The 24,960-nt window shown below is 63.1% G+C and carries 22 protein-coding genes and 2 pseudogenes; 8 read left to right on the top strand and 16 right to left on the bottom strand.

Going from position 1 to position 24,960, the window contains the following annotated elements; all coding sequences use genetic code 11:
- Positions 1-59: 59 nt before the first annotated feature.
- The 4 genes and pseudogenes from X742_RS1000000175455 to X742_RS165430 form a co-directional block, all read right to left on the bottom strand.
- Positions 60-170: pseudogene (locus X742_RS1000000175455) on the bottom strand (aminoacyl-tRNA hydrolase); the annotation flags it as partial.
- A 98-nt stretch (positions 171-268) separates the two neighbouring features.
- The gene (gene pth / locus X742_RS165420) at positions 269-1,024 is read right to left on the bottom strand and encodes an aminoacyl-tRNA hydrolase (protein WP_023770283.1); all 756 of its coding nucleotides are present in this window, start codon (positions 1,022-1,024) and stop codon (positions 269-271) included.
- Between the two features lie 24 nt (positions 1,025-1,048).
- The gene (locus tag X742_RS165425) at positions 1,049-1,690 is read right to left on the bottom strand and encodes a 50S ribosomal protein L25/general stress protein Ctc (RefSeq protein ID WP_023770282.1); all 642 of its coding nucleotides are present in this window, start codon (positions 1,688-1,690) and stop codon (positions 1,049-1,051) included.
- 230 nt (positions 1,691-1,920) lie between these two features.
- Positions 1,921-2,349 carry a MarR family transcriptional regulator gene (locus X742_RS165430; protein ID WP_023770281.1) on the bottom strand — a complete coding sequence of 143 codons (429 nt, stop codon included), beginning with the start codon at positions 2,347-2,349 and terminating at the stop codon, positions 1,921-1,923.
- A gap of 150 nt (positions 2,350-2,499) precedes the next feature.
- Here X742_RS165430 and X742_RS165435 point away from each other — a divergent pair, with 150 nt between their 5' ends.
- Positions 2,500-3,357, top strand: a complete 858-nt coding sequence (locus tag X742_RS165435; protein ID WP_023770280.1) for an alpha/beta hydrolase — start codon at positions 2,500-2,502, stop codon at positions 3,355-3,357.
- 1,464 nt (positions 3,358-4,821) lie between these two features.
- Positions 4,822-5,743, top strand: a pseudogene (locus X742_RS01000000169590) (helix-turn-helix transcriptional regulator).
- A 24-nt stretch (positions 5,744-5,767) separates the two neighbouring features.
- Here the strand turns inward: X742_RS01000000169590 and X742_RS165440 are convergent.
- The 7 genes from X742_RS165440 to X742_RS165470 form a co-directional block, all read right to left on the bottom strand.
- Positions 5,768-6,703, bottom strand: coding sequence for a ribose-phosphate pyrophosphokinase (locus tag X742_RS165440; RefSeq protein ID WP_023770279.1), 936 nt, complete (start codon positions 6,701-6,703; stop codon positions 5,768-5,770).
- Positions 6,704-6,858: 155 nt separating this feature from the next.
- Positions 6,859-7,494, bottom strand: a complete 636-nt coding sequence (locus X742_RS165445) for a hypothetical protein (RefSeq protein WP_023770278.1) — start codon at positions 7,492-7,494, stop codon at positions 6,859-6,861.
- A 42-nt stretch (positions 7,495-7,536) separates the two neighbouring features.
- Positions 7,537-8,688: a Xaa-Pro peptidase family protein gene (locus X742_RS165450; RefSeq protein WP_023770277.1), complete on the bottom strand. Its 1,152-nt coding sequence runs from the start codon at positions 8,686-8,688 to the stop codon at positions 7,537-7,539.
- Positions 8,688-9,629, bottom strand: coding sequence for a peptidoglycan editing factor PgeF (gene pgeF, locus X742_RS165455; RefSeq protein ID WP_023770276.1), 942 nt, complete (start codon positions 9,627-9,629; stop codon positions 8,688-8,690). Before pgeF ends, X742_RS165450 begins: the two co-directional genes overlap by 1 nt.
- A 102-nt stretch (positions 9,630-9,731) precedes the next feature.
- Positions 9,732-10,820, bottom strand: a complete 1,089-nt coding sequence (locus tag X742_RS165460) for a class I SAM-dependent methyltransferase (protein WP_023770275.1) — start codon at positions 10,818-10,820, stop codon at positions 9,732-9,734.
- On the bottom strand, positions 10,817-11,677 hold the full coding sequence (gene lgt, locus X742_RS165465) for a prolipoprotein diacylglyceryl transferase (protein WP_023770274.1): 861 nt from the start codon (positions 11,675-11,677) through the stop codon (positions 10,817-10,819). Before lgt ends, X742_RS165460 begins: the two co-directional genes overlap by 4 nt.
- 146 nt (positions 11,678-11,823) lie before the next feature.
- Positions 11,824-12,066, bottom strand: a complete 243-nt coding sequence (locus X742_RS165470) for a BrnA antitoxin family protein (RefSeq protein ID WP_023770273.1) — start codon at positions 12,064-12,066, stop codon at positions 11,824-11,826.
- Positions 12,067-12,289: 223 nt separating this feature from the next.
- Here X742_RS165470 and X742_RS165475 point away from each other — a divergent pair, with 223 nt between their 5' ends.
- The 3 genes from X742_RS165475 to X742_RS165485 all read left to right on the top strand — a co-directional run bounded on the left by X742_RS165475 (position 12,290) and on the right by X742_RS165485 (position 13,787).
- Positions 12,290-12,592 carry an accessory factor UbiK family protein gene (locus tag X742_RS165475; RefSeq protein WP_015316097.1) on the top strand — a complete coding sequence of 101 codons (303 nt, stop codon included), beginning with the start codon at positions 12,290-12,292 and terminating at the stop codon, positions 12,590-12,592.
- 319 nt (positions 12,593-12,911) lie between these two features.
- Complete coding sequence (locus tag X742_RS165480; protein WP_015316098.1) at positions 12,912-13,412, top strand: YbjN domain-containing protein; 501 nt, start codon at positions 12,912-12,914, stop codon at positions 13,410-13,412.
- 15 nt (positions 13,413-13,427) lie between these two features.
- Complete coding sequence (locus X742_RS165485; RefSeq protein WP_023770272.1) at positions 13,428-13,787, top strand: tRNA-binding protein; 360 nt, start codon at positions 13,428-13,430, stop codon at positions 13,785-13,787.
- 60 nt (positions 13,788-13,847) lie between these two features.
- Here X742_RS165485 and X742_RS165490 read toward each other — a convergent pair whose 3' ends face one another.
- From X742_RS165490 to X742_RS165500, 3 genes are all read right to left on the bottom strand, one after another.
- Positions 13,848-14,870, bottom strand: coding sequence for a glycosyltransferase family 1 protein (locus X742_RS165490; protein ID WP_023770271.1), 1,023 nt, complete (start codon positions 14,868-14,870; stop codon positions 13,848-13,850).
- 250 nt (positions 14,871-15,120) lie between these two features.
- Positions 15,121-16,536, bottom strand: a complete 1,416-nt coding sequence (locus X742_RS165495) for an ATP-binding protein (RefSeq protein WP_023770270.1) — start codon at positions 16,534-16,536, stop codon at positions 15,121-15,123.
- Positions 16,537-17,052: 516 nt separating this feature from the next.
- Positions 17,053-18,249: an ROK family transcriptional regulator gene (locus tag X742_RS165500; protein WP_245275482.1), complete on the bottom strand. Its 1,197-nt coding sequence runs from the start codon at positions 18,247-18,249 to the stop codon at positions 17,053-17,055.
- Positions 18,250-18,552: 303 nt separating this feature from the next.
- Here X742_RS165500 and X742_RS1000000171445 point away from each other — a divergent pair, with 303 nt between their 5' ends.
- From X742_RS1000000171445 to X742_RS1000000175450, 3 genes are all read left to right on the top strand, one after another.
- Positions 18,553-22,053 carry an ATP-binding cassette domain-containing protein gene (locus X742_RS1000000171445; RefSeq protein ID WP_051407593.1) on the top strand — a complete coding sequence of 1,167 codons (3,501 nt, stop codon included), beginning with the start codon at positions 18,553-18,555 and terminating at the stop codon, positions 22,051-22,053.
- A 48-nt stretch (positions 22,054-22,101) separates the two neighbouring features.
- Positions 22,102-23,103, top strand: coding sequence for a rhamnose ABC transporter substrate-binding protein (locus X742_RS165505; protein WP_023770267.1), 1,002 nt, complete (start codon positions 22,102-22,104; stop codon positions 23,101-23,103).
- An 81-nt stretch (positions 23,104-23,184) separates the two neighbouring features.
- Positions 23,185-23,625 (top strand): glutamine amidotransferase, encoded by a 441-nt coding sequence (locus X742_RS1000000175450; RefSeq protein ID WP_023770266.1) that lies wholly within the window; start codon positions 23,185-23,187, stop codon positions 23,623-23,625.
- A 52-nt stretch (positions 23,626-23,677) separates the two neighbouring features.
- Here the strand turns inward: X742_RS1000000175450 and X742_RS165510 are convergent, their stop codons facing one another.
- Both X742_RS165510 and X742_RS165515 read right to left on the bottom strand, forming a co-directional pair.
- Positions 23,678-24,397 (bottom strand): response regulator transcription factor, encoded by a 720-nt coding sequence (locus X742_RS165510; RefSeq protein WP_023770265.1) that lies wholly within the window; start codon positions 24,395-24,397, stop codon positions 23,678-23,680.
- Positions 24,384-24,917 (bottom strand): MarR family transcriptional regulator, encoded by a 534-nt coding sequence (locus tag X742_RS165515; RefSeq protein ID WP_023770264.1) that lies wholly within the window; start codon positions 24,915-24,917, stop codon positions 24,384-24,386. The genes X742_RS165510 and X742_RS165515 overlap by 14 nt, the downstream gene beginning before the upstream one ends.
- Between the last annotated feature and the right edge of the window lie 43 nt (positions 24,918-24,960).

Genomic DNA, 24,960 nt, shown 5'->3' with positions numbered 1-24,960 from the left:
GGCTATGGGCGATAGGGGTTGGGAACGTCAAGCCCCGTGACGCCGCATGAGCCTACGCCTCAGTCCTTGTTGCCGAAGAGTTTCTTCAGCATGGCGGCCATGGGGCCGCTTTCCGGCAGCTTGGCGACCGGCTGCTGAGGGCGGGCCTGGCGGACATGACTTTGTTGTTTTAGATCGGAAGAGCGNTCGGGAAAAGCGAAATTTGATGAGGCTATGGGCGATAGGGGTTGGGAACGTCAAGCCCCGTGACGCCGCATGAGGCTACGCCTCAGTCCTTGTTGCCGAAGAGTTTCTTCAGCATGGCGGCCATCGGGCCGCTTTCCGGCAGCTTGGCGACCGGCTGCTGAGGGCGGGCCTGGCGGACATGACTTTGTTGTTTTGGGCTTTGCTGTTTCGGGCTCGACTGCTTCCGCGCAGGGTTTTCCGGTTCTGCGCCCGTCTTGCCCTGGACGGCGAGGGCGGCCTTGTTCATGAAACCGGATTCGTCGCCCTTGACGAGCATAGCCGCATTGTCGGCGATCGCGTCGAGCAGCGGGTCGAGCCAGTCGCGGTCGGCCTTGGCGAAATCGCCCAGCACATGATGCTGGACCATTTCCTTGACGCCGGGATGGCCGACGCCGATGCGCACGCGGCGATACGCATTGCCGACATGGCCGTCGATCGAGCGGATGCCGTTATGGCCGCCGGCCCCACCGCCGGTCTTGATGCGCAGCTTGCCTTCGGCAAGGTCGATCTCGTCATAGAAGACGGTGAGGGCGGAAAGATCGAGCTTGTAGAAGCGCAGCGCTTCGCCGACCGACTGGCCGGACAGGTTCATGAAGGTCCGCGGCTTGATCAGGATGATCTTTTCGCCACCGAGCGTGCCTTCGGAAACCAGGCCCTGGAACTTCTTCGACCAGGGCGAAAAGGAATGGCGGCGGGCGATAGCGTCCGCCGCCATGAAGCCGACATTGTGTCGGTTTTCAGCGTATTTCGCGCCCGGATTGCCGAGGCCGGCAAAGACAAGCGCTGTCTTTTCTGGCATCGTCGCCTCCGGGCGTGAAAAGAGTTACTTCTCTTCGGCGGCGGGAGCCGCTTCGGGAGCCGCGGCCTCAGCTGTCTCTTCCGTCTCCGGCTTCATCGCCGACGAACCGGCAACGGTCGCGATGGTGAAGTCGCGGTCGGAGATGACCGGCTTGACGCCGGCCGGCAACTTGACCGCCGAGATGTGGATCGAATCGCCGATGTCGGCGCCGGTGAGATCGACGGTGATGAATTCCGGGATCGCATTGGCCGGGCAGTGGAACTCGACTTCGTGACGCACGATGTTGAGCACGCCGCCGCGCTTGATACCGGGCGACTTGTCTTCATTGATGAAGTGCACGGGAACATCGACGTTGACTTCGGTGTCCTTGCCGATGCGCAAGAAGTCGACATGGACAGGGAAATCCTTGACCGGGTCGAGCTGGAAGTCCTTCGGCAGGACCTGGATCTTCTTGCCGTCGACATCGATCGTGGCGATCGTGGTCAGGAACCCGCCGCCATGGATCTTGTAGTAGATGTCCTTGTAGGTGAGCGCGATCGCCAGGGGAGGCTGTCTGTCACCATAAATTACCGCAGGCACTTTACCGTTGCGGCGAACTGCACGGGCGGACCCCTTACCGACCTGTTCGCGCGCTTCGGCCTTGAGCTCGTAAGTATCGTGGCTCATGGCTTTTCCTTTTCGCGTGTTATGGAGCGCCTACGGTTGGCAATGTGCCAGGCCGTAAACGTCGAAAGCCGCCAGACCTCGATGTCCGAATGCCGGAAACCGCAGCGAGCGGATCTTTGTTCGGGACCACAAGGGGAAGGCAGCCTTCCGCCGCGTTGCCTCCAAGGGTGTCTACGCGGGTGGCGGCTCTATAGCGGAAGGCGGGCAGGCGTGCAAGCGGCGGTGGGAAGCTACCGGTCGCCGCTCAACGCATCGCGCAACGCCTGGACCTGCCGGTTCAGCCTGTCCAGTTCGGCCAGCGTCATGCCCGAGCGTTCGACCAGGGTCTCGTTCAAGCAGTTGCACTGGACGAGCAGCTTGCGGCCGGCCGGTGTCAGGTCGACCTGGACCTGCCGCTCGTCGGTCTGGCTGCGCTGGCGGGTAACCAGGCCGGCCTGCTCCATCCGCTTTACCAGCGGCGTGACCGTGCTCGATTCCAGGGCGAGCCTGTGCGCGATCGTGCCGATAGACATGCCGTCGGCCTCGCCCAGCGCGTTGAGTACGAGATATTGCGGATAGGTGATCCCCATCTTGTCCAACATCGGCTTGTAGGTGCGATTGATTGCCATGCTGGTGGCGTAGAGCGTGAAGCAGAGCTGATTGTCCAGCGGGAGAGGCACGGTGGATTCCTTTGCCGATTAAGTGCCGCATTATGTACCACGAAAAAAAATATCGCGATACATATTTCTATGGACAAGAACCTCGATCTGGGTTAACGACATTGATATCGCGATATTGTTTATCGCGACAGAAATCAGATGGAGATTGAGATGACCTCGCAGACCAAACCAGGCTCAGGCAGCGGCACGATCACCACCAAGGACGGCACGCAGATATATTACAAGGACTGGGGAACCGGTCAGCCCATTGTGTTCCATCACGGCTGGCCGCTGAGCAGCGATGACTGGGATGCGCAGATGCTGTTCTTCCTGGGCCAAGGCTACCGCGTCATCGCCCATGACCGTCGCGGCCACGGCCGTTCGACGCAGACGGATATCGGCAACGAGATGGACACCTATGCAGCCGATGTGGCTGAACTTGTCGCCCATCTCGACCTCAGCGACGCCATCCATGTCGGCCATTCGACGGGTGGCGGCGAGGTGGCGCGCTATGTCGCCCAGTATGGGGCGGGCGGCCGTGTCGCCAAGGCAGCGTTGCTCGGCGCGGTGCCGCCGATCATGCTAAAGACCCCAGCCAATCCCGGCGGCCTGCCGATCGAGGTCTTCGACGGGTTCCGCTCGGGCGTGGCCGCCAACCGCGCGCAGCTTTACGTGGATGTTCCCGCTGGCCCGTTCTACGGGTTCAACCGTCCGGGCGCCGTGGTCTCGCAGGGCGTTATCGACAACTGGTACCGCCAGGGCATGATGGGCGGCACCAAGGCGCATTACGACTGCATCAAGGCCTTCTCGGAGACCGACTTCACCGAAGATCTCAAGACGATCGACGTGCCGGTGCTGGTCATGCATGGCGACGACGACCAGATCGTTCCCATTGCTGACTCGGCGCTGCTGAGCATCAAGCTGCTCAAGAAGGGCGAGCTCAAGGTCTATAAAGGCTTTCCGCACGGCATGGCCACGACCCACGCCGACATCATCAACGCCGACCTTCTGGCCTTCTTCAAGGCCTGAAGCCCTCCCACCGGAATGGCAAAAGACACCCGCCATATGGCGGGTGCCTTTTGCCGGGATACAGATGATTCAAGCGGCGGCCTGCGCCTTGCGCGCGTCCCTCATGTTGGGCAGGAACACCGTCAGCAGCCCCAGGAACGGCAGGTACGAGCAGATCTGGAAGACGAAGTCGATGCCTTTCATGTCGGCGACGACACCAAGCACCGCGGCCGCGATGCCGCCCACTCCGAAGGCGAAACCGAAGAAGATGCCGGCGATCGTGCCGACGCGGCCCGGCACCAGTTCCTGCGCGAAGACGACGATGTTGGAGAAGGCCGACGAGAGGATGAGGCCGATCAGCACGGTCAGCACCATCGTCCATTCCATATTGGCGTAAGGCAGCGCCAGCGTGAAGGGCAGGACGCCGACGATCGAAAACCAGATCATCGCCTTTTGTCCATAGCGGTCGCCGAACGGACCGCCGAGCAGGATGCCCAACGCCGAAGAGCCGAGGAATAGGAACAGCATGACCTGCGACATCTGCACCGAAACGCCGAACTTATGGATGGAATAGAAGGTGTAGTAGCTGGCCAGGCTGGCGATGTAGGCGTTCTTGGTCAGCACCAGCAAGGTCAGTACCGCCAGGGCCCACATCACCTTGCGGCGTGGGAAGGGCGACACGAAGCTTGCCGCCTTGCGATTGCCTTGCGCGGCGCGCAGGCGGCTGTACCAGCCACCGACCTGCCACAGGATGACGATGCCGATCAGCGAGCCGACGGCGAACCAGGCGATGCTGGTCTGGCCGAAGGGCACGACGATGAAGGCGGCCAGCAAAGGACCCATGGACTGACCGAAATTGCCGCCGACCTGGAACAGCGACTGCGCCAGGCCAAACCGGCCGCCGGATGCGAAGCGGGCGATGCGCGAGGATTCCGGATGGAAGATCGCCGAACCGATGCCGATNGTTCAGACGTGTGCTCTTCCGATCTGATCAGCAGCAGGTAGTAGTGCCCGGCATAAGCCAGCACGACCAGGCCGATCAGCGAGGATGCCATGCCCCAGGGCAGCGAGTAAGGCATCGGCCGCTTGTCGGTGACCGCGCCGATGATCGGCTGCAGCAGGGATGCCGTTACCTGGAAGGTGAAGGTCAACAGCCCGATCTGCCAGAAGTCGAGGCCGTAATTGTCTTTCAGAAGCGGATAGATGGCCGATAGCAGCGACTGCATGATGTCGTTGATGGAGTGGCAGAGGCTCACCGCCAGGATGACGGTGAAGGCCGTCGCCTGGGCTGACGCGTGACTGGCGGTCGCAGGCGGCGCGACCCTGGTGGCTGTCGTATCGGTCAAGATAGGCTCCGTAGTCTTTTTGGCGGGTCGTTCCCACAGGCGACGTGGCGGGCGCTTCCCGCAGGCAGCCTTATAGTCCGGTTGCCAGGCGACTTCTTTCGTGGTTTGGTCCAATAGTTTCGCAAGTGGGCCATACCGAATGCCAAAAACCAGGGAAATTTTCGGCGCCGGCCACACCGACCTCGAGCAATTGCACGGGCTGCGCTGGCAGTGGCTCGAGCAGGCGGTCGGGCCGGCGGTGGTGTTGCCGACCGAATATCCGGATGGCTACCACGTGCCTCACCACCACCACAGCCGCAGCCAGTTGCTGCATGCGCTGGTCGGCGTCGTGCTGGTGACGACGCGGCATGGGCGCTGGATGGTGCCGCCGGACCATGCGATGTGGATTCCGGCCGGCATCGAACATTCCGTCGAGATGCTCGGCGACGTCTCGATGCGCTCGGTCTATGTCATGCCGAAGGCGATTCCAGGCTTGCCGGAGGGCATGCGCGTCGTCGGCGTCACCGACCTGATGCACAGTCTTATCGTGGAATCCGAGAAGCTGCCGCAAGGCGGCGAACTGGAAGGGCGCGGTGGCCTGATCATGAACCTGCTCCTGCACGAGATCCCGCAATTGCCGGAGCGGCCGCTCGGCCTGCCGTTCCCGTCGGATCCCAAACTGGCGGCGCTCTGCCGGCGTTTCGTCGCCGCACCCTCACCGCATGCGACGATCGATGAATGGGCCGATACCGTCGGCATGAGCCGGCGCTCCTTCACGCGCGCCTTCCAGCGGCAGACCGGCCTGTCCCTGTCGACATGGCGCCAGCAGGCCTGCCTGTTCGCGGCGCTGCCGAGGCTCGCCGATGGCGAGNGGGGGGGGGGGGGGGGGGGGGGAGCCGATCACGCGGGTGGCGCTCGATCTCGGCTATGACAGCGTGCCGGCCTTCATCACGATGTTCAAGCGCATGCTCGGCTCCTCGCCGCGCGGCTATATGCGCGGCGCGCGTGATGCCGGCGAAGGCATGCGCCGAGCCCCGGCCCGGTTGGAGGCGCCGACGCCATCGGCCGTGCCGCGGGAGTAGCCCGGCCGCAGGGGTAACTGGATTTCAGTCGAACAGGCTCGAGACCGATTCCTCGGTCGCTGTGCGCGAAATGGCTTCGCCCATCAGGTCGGCGATCGAAATGACGCGGATGTTGGGCGCGTCGAGCACGCCTTGCGTGGGCTGGATGGAATCGGTGATCACCAGTTCCTGCAGCTTCGAGCTGCTGATGCGAGCGACCGCGCCGCCCGACAGCACGCCGTGGGTGATATAGGCGGTGACGCTGGTCGCGCCGTTGGCCAGCAGCGCGTCGGCGGCGTTGCACAGCGTGCCGCCGGAATCGACGATGTCGTCGATCAAAAGACAATCCTTGCCGGCGACCGCGCCGATGATGTTCATGACTTCCGATTCGCCGGGACGCTCACGGCGCTTATCGACAATGGCGAGTTGCGCGTCGAAGCGCTTGGCAAGCGCACGCGCACGCACCACGCCACCAATATCGGGCGACACGACGACGACATTGCCGAGTTGCTTGTACTTCGCCTTGACGTCGCGGGCCATCACCGGCACCGAGAACAGATTGTCGGTGGGGATGTCGAAAAAGCCCTGGATCTGGCCGGCATGGAGATCCAGCGTCAAAACCCGGTCGACACCTGCACGGGTGATCATGTTGGCGACCAGCTTGGCAGAAATCGGCGTGCGCCCGGAAGCGCGGCGATCCTGCCTGGCGTAGCCGAAATAGGGAATAACCGCCGTGATGCGCTTGGCCGATGAGCGCATGAAGGCGTCGATCATGATGAGCAGTTCCATCAAGTGATCGTTGGTCGGGAACGAGGTCGACTGCAGGATGAACACATCCTCGCCGCGCACATTTTCCTGGATCTCGACGAAGATTTCCTGGTCGGCGAAGCGCCTGACACTGGCCTTGCCCAGCGGGACGTTGAGATAGCGGGCGACCGCTTCGGCCAGCACCCTGTTGGAATTGCCCGCGAAGAGTTTCATGCACCGTTCCTGGTGGAGGACGGAGAGGCCTGACGGACTCTCCCGCACCTTTTAACCGGGCTTTTAGCGGCCCGCGCGGCTATTGCAAGCGCCGACATCGTGAATCCGCCGGCTAAGCCTAAGAAAGCTGTTCGCCATCACCGGCTGGCAACACCTCAGCTCCCCTTGCCGCTGAGAAAGGCCGCAAATTGATCGATCGTCTGGTCGGCGATCGCCCGCATGGTGGCTGGCGAGACCGACTTCCAGCTGTCGGCGCCCGCGCTGTCGCCGGAACCGGCGGAAGGCGCTTTCATCTGGCCGTTGATGCGGTGCAGCCGGTTGCCGGAGGGGTCGTAGACATCCCAGACATAGATGACCGTGGTGTCCTTGCCCTCCGTCATCGCCGAGAAGTAGCCCTTGAGCACATGGGTCGCGGTCTGGTCCTGGCTGCCGGCCAGCGTGATGCCGCGCTGCCTGGCGCGTGTCTGCAGTTCCGCCGTCAGCGGCGTGGCGGCTTCCACCGAAGCGCCGACGATCGGCGCGATCTGCAGTCGGGTCTTCGACAGGATGGCGGCGGCCTGGGCCGAAGTGACGGGCGCGGGCGCACCCGCTGTCGTGGTGGCCGTCGCGGCCGTGGATGGCGCCGGGGCGGGAACGGTGGCAGCAGCGCTGCCTTGCGTGGCCGGTGCGGGCTGCGCCGATGCGGCCGGCGGGGTGATGGCGGAAGGTTCGAGGACGTCCTTTGCGTTGGTGCAGGCGGTCAAAGCCAATGCCACAAGCAATGACACGGTCGTCACATGCGATCGTCTCATTTGCCTTCTAACTCCTTGGCGAAGAACGCCTCCATTATGGATTCACTGCACGATCAAGTCGAGATCATGGCGGGACAGCGGCTTCGGCTGGGATTCGGTGGTCAGGTAGGTGCGGCCAAGCGTCATTGCCGTCTCGGTCTCGGAGTCCATGATGATCATGTGGGCAAACAGCGTCATGTTCGGCGCGATCGGCTCGGGATTGCCCTGGTAGAACATCGGCATGTCCATCCAGGACGGCGTGAAGCGGGCGCCGACCGAATAGCCGCAGGCGTTCAGCCGGTGCTTGGTCAGCCCGTGCGCTTCCATGGTGCGGGCGTGGGCATCGAACACGTCGCCGAAGGTGTTTGCGGGCGTCATCGCCTTTTCGACGGCCAGAAGTGCCGCGCGTGCGGCGTCGAACAGTTCCTGATGACGCTTGGAGACCTTGCCGGTCAGCACCGTGCGCATCATCGGCGCATGATAGTGATGGAAGACGCCGGCCCATTCGAGCGTCAACTGGTCGTTCTTGGTGAGCTTGCGGCGGCCGGCCTTGTAGCGGCACAGCAGCGCATCGACGCCGGAGCCGATGATGAATTCGTTGGCCGGATAGTCGCCGCCGCCGGCGAAGACCGCGCCCTGCATGGCGGCCAGGATCAGCGCCTCGTCGCCGCCCTGCTTGATCAACGGCAGGGCCGCGTCCAGCGCGTCGTCGGAGAGATTGGCCGCCTTTTCAGCCTTGGCGACCTCGGCCGGGCTCTTGAACAGGCGCAGCCTCCCGACGATGCCGGAGGCATCGGCGATCTGGCCGAAGGTCTGCAACTGCTCGTCCAGGCGGCGGCCATTATAGGCGGTCAGGCCGTGAGTGTCGTATTCGACCCCGATGCGGGCGCCGAGCAGGTCGAGTTCGTTGAGCAGGTTGCGCAGGTCGACCGCGGGATTGGCGCCGTCGCGGTCGGTCCACAGCACGATGTTGTCGATGATCGAGGTTTGGCGCGCCTGGCGCAGATCGGCCGAACGGGTCAGCAGCACCATCGAGCCGTCGGCCTTGACCACCAGGCACTGGAAGAAGCAGAAGCCGAACGTGTCGTAGCCGGTGAGCCAGTACATGCTTTCCTGGGCGAACAGCAGGATGGCGTCGAGCTTCTTCTCGGCCATCTCGATCATCAGCCGGTCGCGCCGCGCGTCGAATTCGGATCGTTCAAAATGCAGCGCCATTATACCTTCTCCAAAACGATTGCCGAAACCTGCCGGCCATAATCGGGCTCCCCGCGGTGCGTGGTGCGCCGGTAGGAGTAAAACAGATCTTCCTCGGCATAGGTGCAGCGGCCAAGGCCATCGGCCGTCACGCCGGCCCTGGCCAGCCGGTCGATCGTGTAGCGGTTGAGGTCGAACATGGCGTGGCCGGCATGGGCCGAAGGTACGAAATAACCGATATTNGAGTAAAACAGATCTTCCTCGGCATAGGTGCAGCGGCCAAGGCCATCGGCCGTCACGCCGGCCCTGGCCAGCCTGTCGATCGTGTAGCGGTTGAGGTCGAACATGGCGTGGCCGGCATGGGCCGAAGGTACGAAATAACCGATATTTTCCGCATCGGCCCCGACGAAGCGGGCGACGAATTCGGGCCCGACCTCGTAATTTGCGGGACCAATCGAAGGGCCAAGCACGGCGACGATGTTTTCGCGCCGGGCGCCGAGGCTCTCCATGGCGGCAATGGTGTTTTCGAGCACGCCGGTGAAAGCGCCTTTCCAGCCGGCATGCGCCGCGCCGATGATGCGCGCGCCGGCATCCGCGAACAGAACCGGACCGCAATCGGCGGTCGAGGCGCCGATGGCAATGCCCGGCCGGTCCGTGACAATGGCGTCGGCCTTCGGCCGCTCGCCGGCAAAGGGTTCCCTGGCGACAATGACGTCGGGCGAATGGACCTGCCAGGCGGTCAGCAGATGATTTGCGGGCACCCCCATCCAGGCGGCGACACGGGCGCGGTTCTCGGTCACCAGAGCCTGGTCGTCATCCGACCCGGTGCCGATGTTGAGGCCGCGGTAGATGCCCGCGGAGACGCCGCCGATGCGGGTGAAATAGCCGTGGCGGATGCCTTGTGCCTGCGCCTTGTCCAGCAGCGGCGACCGAACGGGATCCGGTTTGGTCTGATTGAGCATGCGGGCGTTGTTGTCCGTGTGGGCGGTTTCGTCAAGGAAAAGCGCCGGCAGTCCGGCGGCTCTTTTACCGGACGGGAGATTGGGAGGGGTAGCGACGAAAAGTCAATCCGCCGTGGCGAAGGGCCTGACGGGGACGGCGCGTGGGACGACGGCGAGGACCTTGAAGAGTTCGCCCATCGCTTGCGGCCCGGCGAGCCGTTCGACGGCATCCGATATCTTGTCGCGTGCCGCCTGGCCGGCATCGGCGCCCAGCTGGCCGGCGCGCTCCAGAATGCCCATGCCGAGCAGGAAATTGCCCTGCGTCGACAGATGGGCATCGAAACCATGCGCGCGCGCAATCGCTGCAAGAGCGGCGAAATCGACATGGGAGGTAAGGTCGGCCTCGCCAGGATTGGCCAGCACACCTTCGTGATTGTGCCGGCGCAGGGCCTGCAGCGTGTCGCCGACACCGGGCCGCAGATGGCCGTAGTCGAGGAATAGCCCGGCGCCGCCATGAGCGGCCATGCGCTCGGCGATCGCCGCCATCAGGGCGGTGCGGGCAGGTGCGATTTCGACGATCGCGCCTTGCGGCGCGTCGGCCGCATCCCTGGGCAGCAGCGTCGGGTCGACCGAGCCGGCGCCGGCGAAGAAGCAAAGATTGGCCGCGTCGTCCAGGCCGACCATGCGCTCGCGCCACTCGGCGCCGGCGCGGACGAACTGGCGGATGGGCAGGGCATCGAACAATTCGTTGCCGACGATCAACAGCGGTTGACGGGGCAGGGTCTCGATCGTTTCATGCCAGCCTATCACGAAGGGTGTCGCTCCAAGCGTCTGCTTCTGGATATCGGTCAAGCGCGGACTGCTCTCGATCATGGCGAAGACGGCGCCATTGGCCAAGGCCGGATCGAGCCGCGACAGAGTGCGCAGCATGTCCTTCATCAAAGTGCCACGGCCGGGGCCGATCTCGGCGACAGTGACCGGCATCGGCCGGCCGATCGCTGCCCAAGCCTGGTAAAGCCAGACGGCGACGAGCTCGCCGAACATCTGGCTGATCTCCGGTGCGGTGATAAAATCGCCGGCCGCGCCGAACGGCTCGCGTGTCGTGTAATAGCCATCGCGCGGATCGAACAGGCACAGCGCCATGTATTCGTTGACGGGCATCGGACCCACCGCCTCGATCAGCTTGACGATACGAGCCTTCAGCCGCGTCATGTCGCCCGCGGCTGCGCTTGCGTCACCGGCTTGGCCGTCGCCATCGCCCAGATGCCGGCCAGCACCATCGGCGTCGACAGGATCATGCCCATGGTCAGCCAGTTGGTGCCGAGGAGATAGCCGAGCTGCTGGTCGGGCTCGCGGAAGAACTCCACGAAAATTCGTGACAGGCCGTAGCCGCAGATGAAGGCGCCGCCGACAAAGCGCGGTGTCTTCAGCTTGAAGCGCGAATGGGTAAGAATGCGCAGCACGACAAACAGCACCAGCCCTTCGAGCAAAGCCTCGTAGAGCTGGGTCGGATGGCGGGTGAACGGACCGCCATTGGGGAATTCGATCGCCCAGGGCACATCGGTGGGCCGCCCCCAGAGCTCGGAGTTGATGAAGTTGGCGACGCGCACGAGACCGAGACCGACCGGCACGCCAGCTGCCACGACATCGAACAGCGACCATGTGCGGATGCCGCGCTTTATGGAAAACAGCGTCATGGCGAGGATGACGCCGAGCAGGCCGCCATGGAAGGACATGCCGCCTTGCCAGACGGCGAAGATGTCGAGCGGATGGGCGATGTAGCGCGCCAGGTCGTAGAACAGGACATAACCGGTGCGGCCGCCCAGAACCACGCCAATGGCCGCCCAGACGATGAAATCGTCGAGATCCTCAGGCTTCATCGGCAGGACGCCGTCGGGCCAGAGTTTAGGATTGGCGGAGAGCCGCTTGGCATACCACCAGGCAAACAGGATGCCGACGATGTAACCGATGCCGTACCAGTGCACCGCCAGCGGCCCGATCTGGACGAGAATCGGGTTGATATTGGGAAAAGGCAGCGAAGCCAGCGGCAGCAGGAAATATTCGTTCAACGGGGAGCTCTCGGTTGCGATCGGCGCGGACCATGCGGCAGGGTTTTGGCAGGGTCAAGGCAAGGTCACGGACGTCAATGGTCCGGGAACAGATTCGGGTCCGGGAACAGATTCGGGTCCAGCTTCGTCGCCGGGGTTGGGCGTGCTCACCCCCTGGGCTTGGCGGCCACCACTTCGCGCAAGGCGTCGTTGATCCTGTCTTGCCAGCCGGGACCATCTTCCTGGAAATGATCAAGCACGGCCCGGTCGATCCTGATCGAGACAAGCTCGCGGACATTCGGGGCGGTGGAGGGTTCGCGAGGCGGGGTCGCTGCCGGTTTCTTGATCGGCTTGAACACAGCTTCGGCGGCTTCCATCGGATTTGTCGGTCTGCGCGGGGGCGTTGCCATTGCTTATCCTGATTGAAACGTGCCTGAAGGGAGACGAGGGCCTTACAATAGGCGACTTGCCACCATCAAGTACAGCTTCGGAGCCGTTGGAGAGGCTCCTGCAGGACCCGCGCCCATCATGCGGGCGGTGCGCCATAGCAACGCGGAGGCCGCATCGGGCCCCAACGTTCTTGCATTCGTCGCGCCACGTCACTAATTCAAATCAAGCAAGCGAGGATTTGCCATGTCGACCGGACCGAACCGCATTCTCGACGAATTCGCCAAGCTGATGACCGATGCCGCCGGTGCCGCTCAAGGTGTGCGGCGCGAGGTGGAGACGGCCTTCAAGGGCCAGGCGGAACGCATCCTCAACTCCATGGATGTCGTGCAGCGCGAGGAGTTCGAGGCCGCGCGCGAGATGGCCGCCAAGGCGAGGGAAGAAAACGGCAGGCTCGCCTCGCGCATCGAGACGCTCGAGGCCAGGATCGCCGAGCTGACCGGTCAGGCCACACCCGCGGCTCCGGCGAAGCCCAAGCCGAAAAAATAATTCGTTAAACTTTTCCACAAAGCACCAGCCTGAAAATCGCTTTGCCGTGAATCGCTTACCGGCATTGCGTGACTCTTTGTGACAGGCACCTTTCCACATGCGAATGACGCAGTGCGAAAAATTGGGCTGTTCACGCGACTCCCGATCAATAGACTGAATTTGTTGCATGATTCGGAGCAGGGTTATGCAACCGGGCGGTGGGGTTCGGTCTGGGGTCTTTGCGTTGATAAGTCCCGGCCGTCCGAGTTCTAGACAAGATTGTTCGTCGTGTGTGCCCCGCGGAGCGTGTGGCGCTCCCCCTGAACACAGGAAGCATTCCATGGAACTTCTCGAACTCGAATTTTCCCGCGAAATCCATCCGGTGGATGTGATTGAGCAGGTGGCCCACAACAATGACTGGTCCTTCGAACGGGCCGGCGATGACGAAATCTCGATCTCGGTTGCCGGCAGCTGGACCGACTATCACGTCTCCTTCTCGTGGATGGAGGATTTCGAAGCGCTGCACCTTGCCTGCGCCTTCGACATCAAGGTGCCGGAAGCCCGCACGCTGGAAGTGATGCGGCTGTTGTCGCTGATCAACGAACAGATGCTGTTCGGCCATTTCGACCTCTGGGAGCAAGAAGGCGCGATCATGTTCCGCCAGTCGCTGCTGCTCGCCGGCGGGGTCGAACCATCGAGCCAGCAGGTCGAAGTGCTGTTGTCCTCGGCGCTGGAAGCCTGCGAGTGCTATTTCCAGGCTTTCCAATTCGTCGTCTGGTCGGGAACCTCGGCCAAGGACGCGCTGGCCGGCGTGCTGTTCGAGACCTTCGGCAACGCCTGAGCAGAAGCGTTCGACATGAGTTCAAACAACGAGCGCAAGCCTGAAATCAGCTTCGCCGATTCCGTTCGTGTCGACATCCGTGCCGGCACGATCGTCGAGGCCGAACCGTTTCCGGAGGCGCGCAAGCCGGCCTTCAAGCTGAAGATCGATTTTGGGCCTGGGATCGGAGTGAAAAAGTCCTCGGCGCAGATCACTAAATATTATACGCCCGAGACCTTGATCGGCCGCCAGGTGTTCGCGGTGGTCAATTTTCCGCCTCGCCAAATCGGGCCGTTCATGTCGGAAGTGCTGACGCTCGGCTTTCCTGATGAAGAGGGCGCCGTGGTGTTGGGCGCCATCGAACGCAAGGTGCCGGATGGCGGCAGGCTGTTCTAGGCGTTCCGAGGCCAAACAGAATACCGCCTCGTTCCTTGGCACTGCCGCCGGCCTATCGGATCAAGCCGCCAGCTTGCGCGTCGTTCCCAGTGCTCCCTCGACCGCGTCGAGGAACATTTCCGCGCAGGCCTTCCAGCTGTAGCGCATGGCACGCTCGCGGGCCTGGTCGCGGCTGACGTCGAGCGCGGCAAGCGCGGCCTCGCGCAAATCGGTGGAAACAGCACCGCCGACACCATCACCAACGATGTCGATGGGTCCGGTTACCGGATAGGCGGCGACCGGCGTGCCACTGGCCAGCGCCTCGATGATGACATTACCGAAAGTGTCGGTGCGGCTGGGGAAGACGAAGACATCGGCAGAGGCATAGATTTCGGCCAGTTCGTCATTGGGGCGATGGCCGAGGAAATGCGCCTTCGGATATTTCGCCTTCAGCTTGGCAAGCTCGGGCCCTTCACCGACGATCACCTTGCTGCCGGGCAGGTCGAGGTCAAGGAAGGCCGGCAGGTTCTTTTCGATGGCGACGCGGCCGACACACAGGAAGACCGGGCCGGGGAAGCCAAGGTCCTTGCGCTTGTCGGGCCGGAAATGCTCGGTGTCGACGCCGCGCGTCCAGGGCCTCAGCTTGTTGAAGCCGCGCGCCGTGAGATCGTCGGCGAGCGACTGGGTGGCGACCAGCGTGCCTTGGCCCGAATTGTGGAAATCGCGCAGCCAGCGATAGGCCCAGCTCTCCGGCACCGGCAGGCGGGCGCTGAGATATTCGGGAAAGCGGGTGTGGTAGCTGGTGGTGAACGGCCGGCCGGCATTGCGGCAATGGCGCCGCGCCATGATGCCTAGCGGTCCCTCGGTGACGATGTGGATGTGGTCGGCCTTGTAGCCGTCGATCAGGCGCGCGACATGGCCGGGCGTGGTCAGCGCCAGGCGGATGTCGGGGTAGGTCGGCAAGGGCAGGGTGCGAAAGATGTTGGGGGTCAGGAATTCGACCGCGACGTCGAAGGATTTCAGGGTCTCGGTGAGCCGCTCCAGCGTGTGAACGACGCCGTTAACCTGCGGGCGCCAGGCGTCGGTGACCATCACTATGCGCATGGCGGCCCTTTGCTCCGGAGGTCGGCGGTTGCCTTGAAACGATGCCGGAACGGCGACCATGCGGCCGCCCTCGCTTCGCTCCAGCGCACCCTGACGGGCACGGGGTGGAAGTGAGGCGGCAAGGACGAATCAAGTGCGGTCGCGCGCTTCATGCGCGCTCTTGACCATGGTTTCATGACGGGCGGATGAAGCAGACCGTGATCCCAAAAAGTCGAAAGCGGTTTTCAGGCAAGATCATGCCAAATAGAAATCAGGCCGGAACCTTGATCACCGCGCGCAGGCCACCCATCGGACTGTTGTCGAGCGTGATGTCGCCGCCATGGCTGCGGGCGATGTCGCGGGCGATCGACAGGCCGAGCCCGGTGCCGCTGGCGTCGAGGTTTCGCGCCTCGTCGAGCCGCACGAAGGGCTTGAACACGTCTTCGCGCCTGTCGGCCGGAATGCCTGGCCCATCATCGTCGATGGTGACCAGAAGCGAGCCGCGGCCATGGTCGGCGGTGACCTCGACGGTGCGGGCATAGCGGAAGGCATTGCCGATAACGTTGGACAGCAGCCGCGCAAAGGCGTTCGGCCTGACATGCACGGTCGGATCGCCGAAAAGCGTCGTCGACAGTCTGCATTTGCGCAAGTTCGCTTCTTCGCCAAGCTTCTGAAAATAGGCTTCGAGATCGAAACGTCCCGGGTCCTCCGAGGCCTCGCCCTTGGCAAAGGCTAGATAGCCTTCCAGCATCGACTGCATGTCCTCGATGTCCTGGTCGAGAGCCGCCTTGGTCTCGGCCTTGCCGCCGGCCAGCGCCAGCTGCAGCTTGAAGCGGGTGAGGATGGTCCTGAGATCATGGCTGACACCGGTCAGCATGGCCGTGCGCTGCTCGATTTGGCGCTCGATGCGCTCGCGCATCTGGATGAAGGCAAAGCCGGCGCGGCGAACCTCTTCGGCCCCCCGCGGGCGGAAATCGCGCGGCATCGGCCGCCCCTTGCCGAAGCTTTCGGCTGCCTCGGCAAGCGCCAGGATCGGCCGGATCTGGTTGCGCAGGAAGGGGATGGCGATCATCAGGAGCACCAGCGAGGTGCCGACCATCCAGATGAGGAAAATGTGGGTGTTGGAGGCATAGGCCTGGCTGCGGCGCACGAAGACGCGCAGCACCTTGTTCTCGAGCTGGACGCGCACTTCGATGATGTTGGAATTGCCGACAGTGTCGATCCAGAACGGGCGGTTGATCTGCCGGGTAATCTCGGCGGAGAGAACATCGTCGAGGATCGAGAAGAACGGCTTTGGACCGGGCGGCGGCAGCGGATCGGGCGGCAGAAGATCGACCTTCAGCTGCATGCGATCCTGCGCGGTGCGGATGATGTTGGCGTAGTCGGCGTCGTGCGGGTAAGTCTCGATCAGGTCGATCATGGCGGCGATGTCGCGCACCGTGGCCTGCGACAGGCGTTGCGTCACGGTTGCCCAGTGGCGCTCCATGAAATCGAAGGCGACGACCGACTGCAAAAGGATCATCGGCGCGATGACGATGATCAGCGAGCGCGCATAGAGGCGCTTGGGCATGTAAAGCGAAACGAGGCGCCAGAACCGGTTCCAGATGCGCGGCACCGCCTTGAGCGACCGTGTGGCGCGTGCACTCAAGCCGTCATTGTCCGGCTGTTCCAGTTCCGTGGTCGCCATTGGCTCTTTTCATCTCGGCGGTATTGGATCAGGACGACGTTTGGCTGAATCGTCATCCTGATCCAACTCTTTGTTGGAGCATGATCTTTTCCGAAACCGGTTCCCACTTTTCGGGATCATGCATTTGGGCCGCCGGCATTCTATTCCACGCTGAGCCGTTCTGGAACAGCCGCTTGAGTTCAACTGGTTAGGCTGTCAAACGTGTGCTCATCGCTCGTTGATAACAAAGGCTCTATCCCTAAATTGTCAAACCGCGGGAGCGTATGCCTTTGGGCGCGGCGCCGCTTCGTTTGGTAGGTATTTGACCTCATATAAGCCATTCTATCAAACTCACTAGGGCTGAGTTGGCTCCCCGACGGTGACGTTCGGCACCGCGTAAAGTGTGGCGAGGCCGGCAGGACGCTTGGCGCCGTCCAGGGCCATGCAGGACGAACCGCGGGCGACCACCATGGGGAGTGACGATCATACAGTCCAGTCCATTTAGCTCGCGCACAAGACCGCTGAGCATTTTGCTCGTTACCTTTGGGCGGCAAGCCTCGAGAGGCTACCCAGCAACATTATTCTGTCCTTGCCGATCATCAGCACGCCGCTGTCAGGGGCCAGCAGCGCGGAGAACGGCAACATGGCCGCGCCGATCGGTGACGCCTCAGGGCCGAATTGTCCCGACACGATTTCCGGCGCCACGATGCCGAGGGCGCTAGTCCGGTTAAACTGGGTCTGCACCCTCGCCAGTAGCTCGAGATGGATAGGCCGCGGCAGGATGCTGTCGAGAACGATCGCCTCGATGTCGATGACGGAGGTGATGGCGATGATCGCCTCAACCAGCGCGTTGGCGCAATCTTCGACCCATTCGAACAACGGCTCGCGCGCCCCAGGCGGCAGCGGATCCAGTTCCCGCACGCGATTGATCTCGATGCCGCGAGACTTGAGATGATTGACCAGCACATAGATGGAGGCGCGGTGCAGCAGACTCTGGTAGCGCGCCGGCTTGGCCGCCACCGAATCGAGGCCTGAAGGAGAGACCGGCAACGGGCCAAGCGCAGCCGTGTTGCCATGCGGGCCGGTATGGACCTTGCCGCCTTGCACAAGCCCGCCGCCTACGAAAGTGTCGATCGAGATATGCATGAAGTCGCGGAACCGCGCGCCGGCCCCCTGGATGAGTTCGGCCAACGCTGCCGACGACGCGTCGTTTTCCACGAAGACTGGCGTCTTGGGCCTCGAGGCGAAGAATGTCGTCAGGTCGATTGCCTCCCACCGGCTGCCAAGGTCGTCGGGAAAGCCTAGCTCCTCGCTCCAGCCGCCGAGGAAATAAGGCGAAGCGATTCCGACGCCGACAATGCTGGCATCGCCAAGCCCGGCGACCACCTTGTCGAAACTGGCAAGCGACATATTTCCGGCTCTGAGCACCAGATCCGGATCCGGAAGCCGGTATTCGTGCGACTCGCGCGCGCGGACCTCGCCGGCAAAGTCGACAAGCACGGCCTCCAGCGCACGCCGGCCGATCTTGATGCCGACGCTGTAGATGCGCTCCGGCGTAAGCCTGTAGAGTGTGGAAGGAGAACCGCGCTGTCCGAACCTTTTTCCCACTTGCTTTACGAAACCAGACGACTCCAACCCGTCGACAATGGTTGCCACAGCGGCCGGTGTCAGGTTTGCCGCGCGCGCCAAGTCAGACTTGGAAGCCTCCTTCAGTCGGCGAATGGCATCAAGCACGAATCGCTCGTTGTAATGCCGAACCTTGACGGAATTACTGCCTTTTCCAGACAAAACCGACGCCTCCATTCATCTCTTGCGAAGCCACTCTGGCCGCCTGCAGCTCCCAATCTGCTGCGATCGTGGCACCCCATCCGCACCCGTGCGCAACGCGACAGTGGCTCCCAGGGCAACGGAAGTCAATTTTCTGGTTGCGGGCGTGGCGCATTTAATATAGCAAATTGAAAAAATAACAGCTGCTGGGGAGGAGAGGTGCTGCACTCAGGCATACATGGCCAAGCCGATGCTACGGCAAATGGGAACGTGGCTGTCCCCATCGCCCTGGTTCAGGCGACAAAGGCCTTTGGTGGCACGATCGCCCTCAAGGATGCGTCCTTCGAATTGCGCTCCGGCGAGGTGCTGGCATTGCTTGGCGAAAACGGCGCCGGCAAGAGCACGTGCGTGAAGCTGCTGGCCGGTGTGCATGCCCCAACCGGCGGCCATGTCGAGATCGATGGCAAGCCTGTTGTTCTGCATTCGCCACAGGACGCCCAGGCTGCCGGCATCGCGGTTATGCACCAGCATCCCGGCCTGTTCCCCGATCTACCGGTCGCGGAAAACATTTATCTCGGCCACATGCCGCGCGACCGTTTTGGTGGCATCGACAACGCCGCCATGATAGCCGGCGCGCGCAAGGTGTTGGCGACGGTCGGTCTCGACGTGCCGGCCGAAATGCGGTTAGGCGCGCTGCGCACCTCCGAGCAGCAATTGGTCGAGATCGCCCGCGCGCTATCGCTCGACGCGCGCGTGCTGATCATGGACGAGCCCACGGCGGCCCTATCGCAGCGCGAAGTCGAGCGGCTGTTCACTGTCGTTGCCGATCTCAGGCTGCACGGCGTGGCGATGATGTTCGTAGGTCACCGCATGGACGAAATCTTCCGCATCGCCGACCGCATCGCGGTGCTGCGGGACGGACGCCTTATCGGCGTCAAGCCGAAGGCTGAGCTTGGTCGCGCCGCGGCCATCAGCATGATGGTCGGCCGCGAAGTGACCGACCTCTACCCGGAACGAAACCACGCCACCGGCGCATTGGTGCTGGAGGCGAGGGGGCTTTCGCGCGCCGGCGGCTTCTCCAACATTGATTTGAAGCTCCGCGCCGGGGAGGTGCTTGGACTTGGCGGCCTTGTGGGCAGCGGGCGAACCGAGATCGCGCGCGTGTTGTTCGGCATCGACCAGCCTGACGCTGGCGAAATCCTGATCGACGACCTAGTCGTGCGCTTCGCCTCGGCGCGTGACGCCATGGATGCGCACATCGCCTATGTCTCGGAAGACCGTATGGGCCAGAGCTTGGTGATGGATTTCTCGATCCTCGACAATGCGGTGCTGCCGGTCCTCGACAAGGCCGCGCCGGCCGGTTTTTACGGCACGGATCGTGCGATCGATCTGGTTGCGGACTGGCTGAAACGCATGAAGCTGCGCTTCTCCAGTTACGGGCAGCCGGTCAAGGAATTGTCCGGTGGGAACCAGCAGAAGGTGGTGCTGGCCAAATGGCTGCGCACCGAGCCGCGCGTACTCATCCTCGACGAGCCGACGCAAGGCATCGATGTTGGCACCAAGGCGGAAGTGCATGCCATGATCGCCGCCCTTGCCGCACAAGGCATGGCGATCCTCCTGATTTCTTCCGAGATGCCCGAACTGATCGGCATGTGCGACCGCATCGTCGTCCTGCGCGAAGGTCACCAAACGGCCGAATTCGCACGCGGCGAAGCCACCCAGAAAAGGGTGCTGGAAGCGGCGACGAAGACCAGCGAGCGCGTCGATCCGGCAGCGCAGGCTGAGCGTGCCGCCTTCAAGGATAAGAGAAAAGGAACGCTCGATTTCCTGAAGCGGCGAGAGTTCGGGCTGCTCGCCGCGATGCTAGCGGTCGCCATTCCGGTCACCATCATCAACCCGCGCATGGTAAGCGCGGCAAACCTGACCGCCGTGTCGATGGACGCGGCACTGCTGGTCGTCGCCGCACTCGCCCAGATGCTGGTGCTGATTACCCGCAATATCGACCTTTCGATCGCCGCGGTGATCGGTCTTTCCGCCTATATGGCCGCCAGCATGGTTCAGGCCTATCCCGGGCTCGACATCGGCATCGGCCTGGTGACCGCATGCGCGGTCGGCGGCATCGCCGGTCTGATCAACGGCCTTGTCGTCACCCGGGGAAGGATCCCGGCCATCGTCGTCACGCTGGCCTCGATGTCGATCTTTCGCGGGTTCAACTCGATCTGGGCGGCCGGCGACCAGGTCAGTGCGGACGAGGTCACGCAGGCCTGGCTCGACATGACCGGCCTGAAGATCGCCGGCGTGCCGCTGATCGTCGTCATCGCTATTCTCATCTTATGCGCTGGCTACGTCCTGCTCTATCGCACTTCCGTCGGGCGCGAACTGTTTGCTACCGGCTCCAACCCCGACGGCGCGCGGCTCATCGGCATCCCGGTCGACCGCCGCATCCTGCTTGCCTTTGGCATGGCGGGCTTGCTCGGTGGCCTTTGCGGGGCGCTGTGGGCCTCCCGCTATGCCACCATCGATGCCCGCGTCGCGCTTGGCTTCGAACTCCGTGATCGCTTCGGCGGTGGTCGGCGGGGTCGCCATCCGCGGTGGTTCGGGCACACTGCTCGGCATCATCCTCGGCGCGCTCACCCTTTTGGTCATCAAGAACGGGCTGACCCTTGTGCGCGTCGACCCGCTGTGGCTGCAAGGCGTCTACGGGCTGGTGATCCTGGTCGCCATCGGCATCGATACCTTCATCGTGCGGCGCGCGGAGCAGGCAAGACAGGCAAGGGCGCGATGAACAAGTTCCTGCGCTCGATCGATTTCTGGGACCTGCTGCTGGCGACCTCTTGTCTGGCCGCCTTCCTCTACGCGGCGATCTTCGTGCCGAATTTCGTCTCTGGCTTCAATCTCTCGCAGCTGGCGGCGAGTGCCTCGGAAAAGGCGTTGCTGATCCTGCCGATGACGCTGCTCATCATCATCCGCGAGATCGACCTGTCGATTGCCTCGGTGCTGGCGCTGACGTCCGTGGTGTTCGGCCTGCTCGTCCAAGCGGGCGTGCCTACGCTGGCGGCAATCCCGCTGACGCTCTTGGCCGGCGGCCTGCTCGGCGCCTTCAACGGCTATCTGGTCTCGGGCCTGGGACTGCAGTCGCTGGTGGTGACGCTCGGCACCATGGCGCTCTATCGCGGTATTGGCTACATCCTGCTCGGCACCGGTTCGGTCAACATACTGCCGCCAGCCGTCGTCGATTTCGGGATCAACAACCTGCCGGGCACTGAGATACCGTGGACCATCGTGCCTTTCCTGGTGCTGGCGCCAGTGTTTGCCGTCATCCTTCAGAAGACGCCGAGCGGCAAGCGCATCCATGCGCTCGGCGGCAGCCCCGAAGTGGCGCGCTATTCCGGCATCAACACGCGCCGGATGATCCTGAATCTATTCATCGTCTCGGGCGTGGTCGCGGCCATCGCCGGCATCGTCTATACCGCGCGGCTCTCCAACGCCCGCGCCAACAACGCGCTCGGCATGGAACTCGACGTCATCACCATCGTGCTGCTCGGCGGCGTTAGCGTGTTTGGCGGCAAGGGCCGCCTGACCGGTGTCATGCTGGCACTGCTCCTGATCGCCGTGATCCGAAACGTGCTGGCGCTCAACCAGGTCGGCGGCGACGCGCAGGGTATGATCATCGGCCTGCTTCTGATCGGCTCGCTGCTGGTCGGCAATTACTGGCGCTCCGCACAGGAGAGGCTCAGCAGATCGCGCGTCTTGCGCGAGACCAAGGGGTGATCTCGAGCCCCTTCCTTCAAGCCCGATGTTTTTGACGGAGGAGTCACAATGAAAGCGTTTAGATTAGCCCTGATCGCATCCGCGGTTCTGCTCGCGCCGGCCTCGCTGGCCTTCAGCCAGGAATGCGCCAAGGAACCCGTGACGGTCGGCTTCCTGCCCAAGCTCGACACAGACCCCTACTTCAAGGTGGCCTTTGGAGGCGCCGAAGAGGCGGCGAAGGAAATTGGCGGCACTGCTACCCAGGTCGCCCCATCGCAGGCGACGGCCGAGGCGCAGATCGAATTCATCAACAGCCTCGTGTCGCAGAAGGTCGGGGTCATCGCAATTGCCGGCAACGACGCCAATGCCGTTGCGCCTGCTCTGAAGCGCGCCGTTCAGCAGGGCGTCAGGGTGATCTCGTATGACTCCGACGTGGCGGCCGATGCCCGCGCGGTATTCGTGAACCAGGTGAAGGGCGACAGTCTCGCCGAGATGATGCTGGAAAGTGCATTCGATCTCAGCGGCGGTGAAGGCGAATTCGCAATCCTATCGTCGACACCCACGGCGACCAACCAGAACGCCTGGATCGACTTCATCAAAGCGAAGATGGCGGCCGAGCCGAAGTTCGCCAAGATGAAGTTGGTGCAGGTCGCCTATGGCGAAGAGAGCGAACAGGTCAACCAGCAACAGGCGTTGGCGTTGGTCCAGGCGTTTCCGGATCTCAAGGTGATCATCGTTCCGGCAGGCATTGGCCTTCCGGCGGCCGCGCGTGCACTCGAGGAAGCCGGCATGATCGGCAAGGTCAAGCTGACCGGTCTCGCGCCGGCCACTCTGATCTCGAAGTACATCAAGGACGGCGCCGCGCAGGATATCTGGTGGAATGTCACCGATCTTGGCTATCTTGCCTATCAAGCAGCCCAGGCGCTTGCGCAATGCAAGATCACCGGCAAGGAAGGTGAGAAGTTCACGGCAGGCAGGCTCGGCGAATACACGATCGGGGCCAGCGGCGAATTGATCCTTGGGCCGGCGAAAATCGTGACCCCTGAAAACCTGGCCGAGTTCAAGTTCTGATCCTCCAGGTCTAGACACGGCGGGTGCCGGCTGAAACCGGCGCCTCTTTTCCCAACTCTTGATCGAACAGTGTGAGCGGCAATGAAACTGTTGCTTGCAGGTGAAACCTTCGTAGCGACGACGTTGGACGCCGTTGGCGGCGACGCGCTGACAAGTGCGACCTCGACCAATGGCGCAACGGCCTTCAACGCCGCGCTGGCCGCCGAGGGCATCACCGTGCCTCAACGCCTCCATCCTGCAGTCGTCCACCCGATCTTTGCCGGCGTGGAGGGGCCGTTGCCGCCCATCCTGGGCATGAACAAGCTGGATTTCAGGAATGACTGTTCATCCCGTCTGCTTGCGACCTGCTACTATCGGGGGCACGGACTGGCCGCTGCTAGCGGTTCGCAACCCCGGTCGCGCCCGCACGCTCGCCTGGGCGACCGACATCGGGCCGCATTGGCTGTCGCAGGATTTTCTCGGTGGCCGCTCTACGGCAAAATGATGGCGAACATGGTGCGGTGGCTCGCCGGCATCGAGTAAGCAAGACGAATACCTGGGTCAACTCCGTTGCCGGTTCTCGCTGTAGAACTAGCTATTCCACGCTGAGCCGATACCCAATACCGCGCACGGTCTGCAGCCAGACCGGATTGGACGGATCGCGCTCGATCTTGCGGCGCAGCCGGTTGATCTGGACGTCGATGGTGCGCTCGCCGACTTCCGAATCATCGCCGACCAGTTCGTGGCGGGGGATGGTTTCGCCGGCGCGCGCTGCGAAGATCGCCAGGATCTCCTGTTCGCGGTCGGTCAGCTTCAGCGCCTCGCCGCCGCGCTTCAGTTCGCGCCTGGCGATCTGGAAGGTGTAGGGGCCGAACACCAGCTGCTCGACCTTGGGCGTCGCCGCCGGGCCGCCCCGGCGCAGGATGTTGTTGATACGCAGGATCAGCTCGCGCGGGTCGAAGGGTTTTGGCAGGTAGTCGTCGGCGCCGGCTTCGAGCCCCGAGATGCGGCTGTCGGTTTCCGACAAGGCCGTCAGCATCAGGATCGGCACGTTCTTCTCGGCGCGCAGAGCCTTGGTGAGATCGACGCCGCTTTCTCCCGGCATCATCACGTCGAGCACGAGCAGGTCGAAATCGAGGCCGGCGAGCTTGCGGCGGGCCTCGCCGGCATTGCCGGCGACGGTGACGCGAAAGCCGTTTTCGGTCAGATACTGCTTGAGAAGATTGCGAATGCGGGTGTCGTCGTCGACCACGAGCAGATGCGGTGCGTCGTCATCCGGTGCGGCCGCGGTGTCGACCCTCTCAGTGCTCTCCATGGCTTTTCCCTGACATTTTTGCGGACCCAACGTCGATCTGAGCTCTCAGTTCCGGATTGACCATCGCTTCGAGGAAGCGTTCCACCAAGGTCCGTTCGGTGGCGCCGGAATCTTCCAATGCAGCACGGATGCGGCGTGACTGTGGCCGCGCCAGCGCCAGCGCCAGCGCCCGGCCCTTGGCCGTCGGATAGAGTTCGCGCTGGCGACGGTCGCGCGGGCCTTGCAACTGCACGACGTGATCGGTGTCGATCAATTGCTTCAGCACACGCGCCAGGCTCTGCTTGGTTATCTTCAGCACGTCGAGCAGTTCGGCGACGGTCAGGCCCGGCCGGCGGTTGACGAAGTGCAGCACGCGGTGGTGGGCGCGGCCGAAGCCGTAGTCGGCCAGGATCTGATCGGGATCGGAGGTGAAGTCGCGATAGGCGAAGAAGAAGAGTTCGATGAGGGCGAAGTCGATGCCGTCCTCGCTGGTGATCGCGGTCCTGATCGGTTTTCCGGCAGCTGGGCTTTTATCCGTCATCATTTCTCCATGGGAACGGGAGATTATGTCAGTACTATTGACG

Origin of the sequence: Mesorhizobium sp. LNHC229A00, assembly GCF_000502415.1 — a bacterium.
Lineage (GTDB): Bacteria > Pseudomonadota > Alphaproteobacteria > Rhizobiales > Rhizobiaceae > Mesorhizobium.
This window is presented reverse-complemented; position numbering and strand designations above follow the sequence as displayed.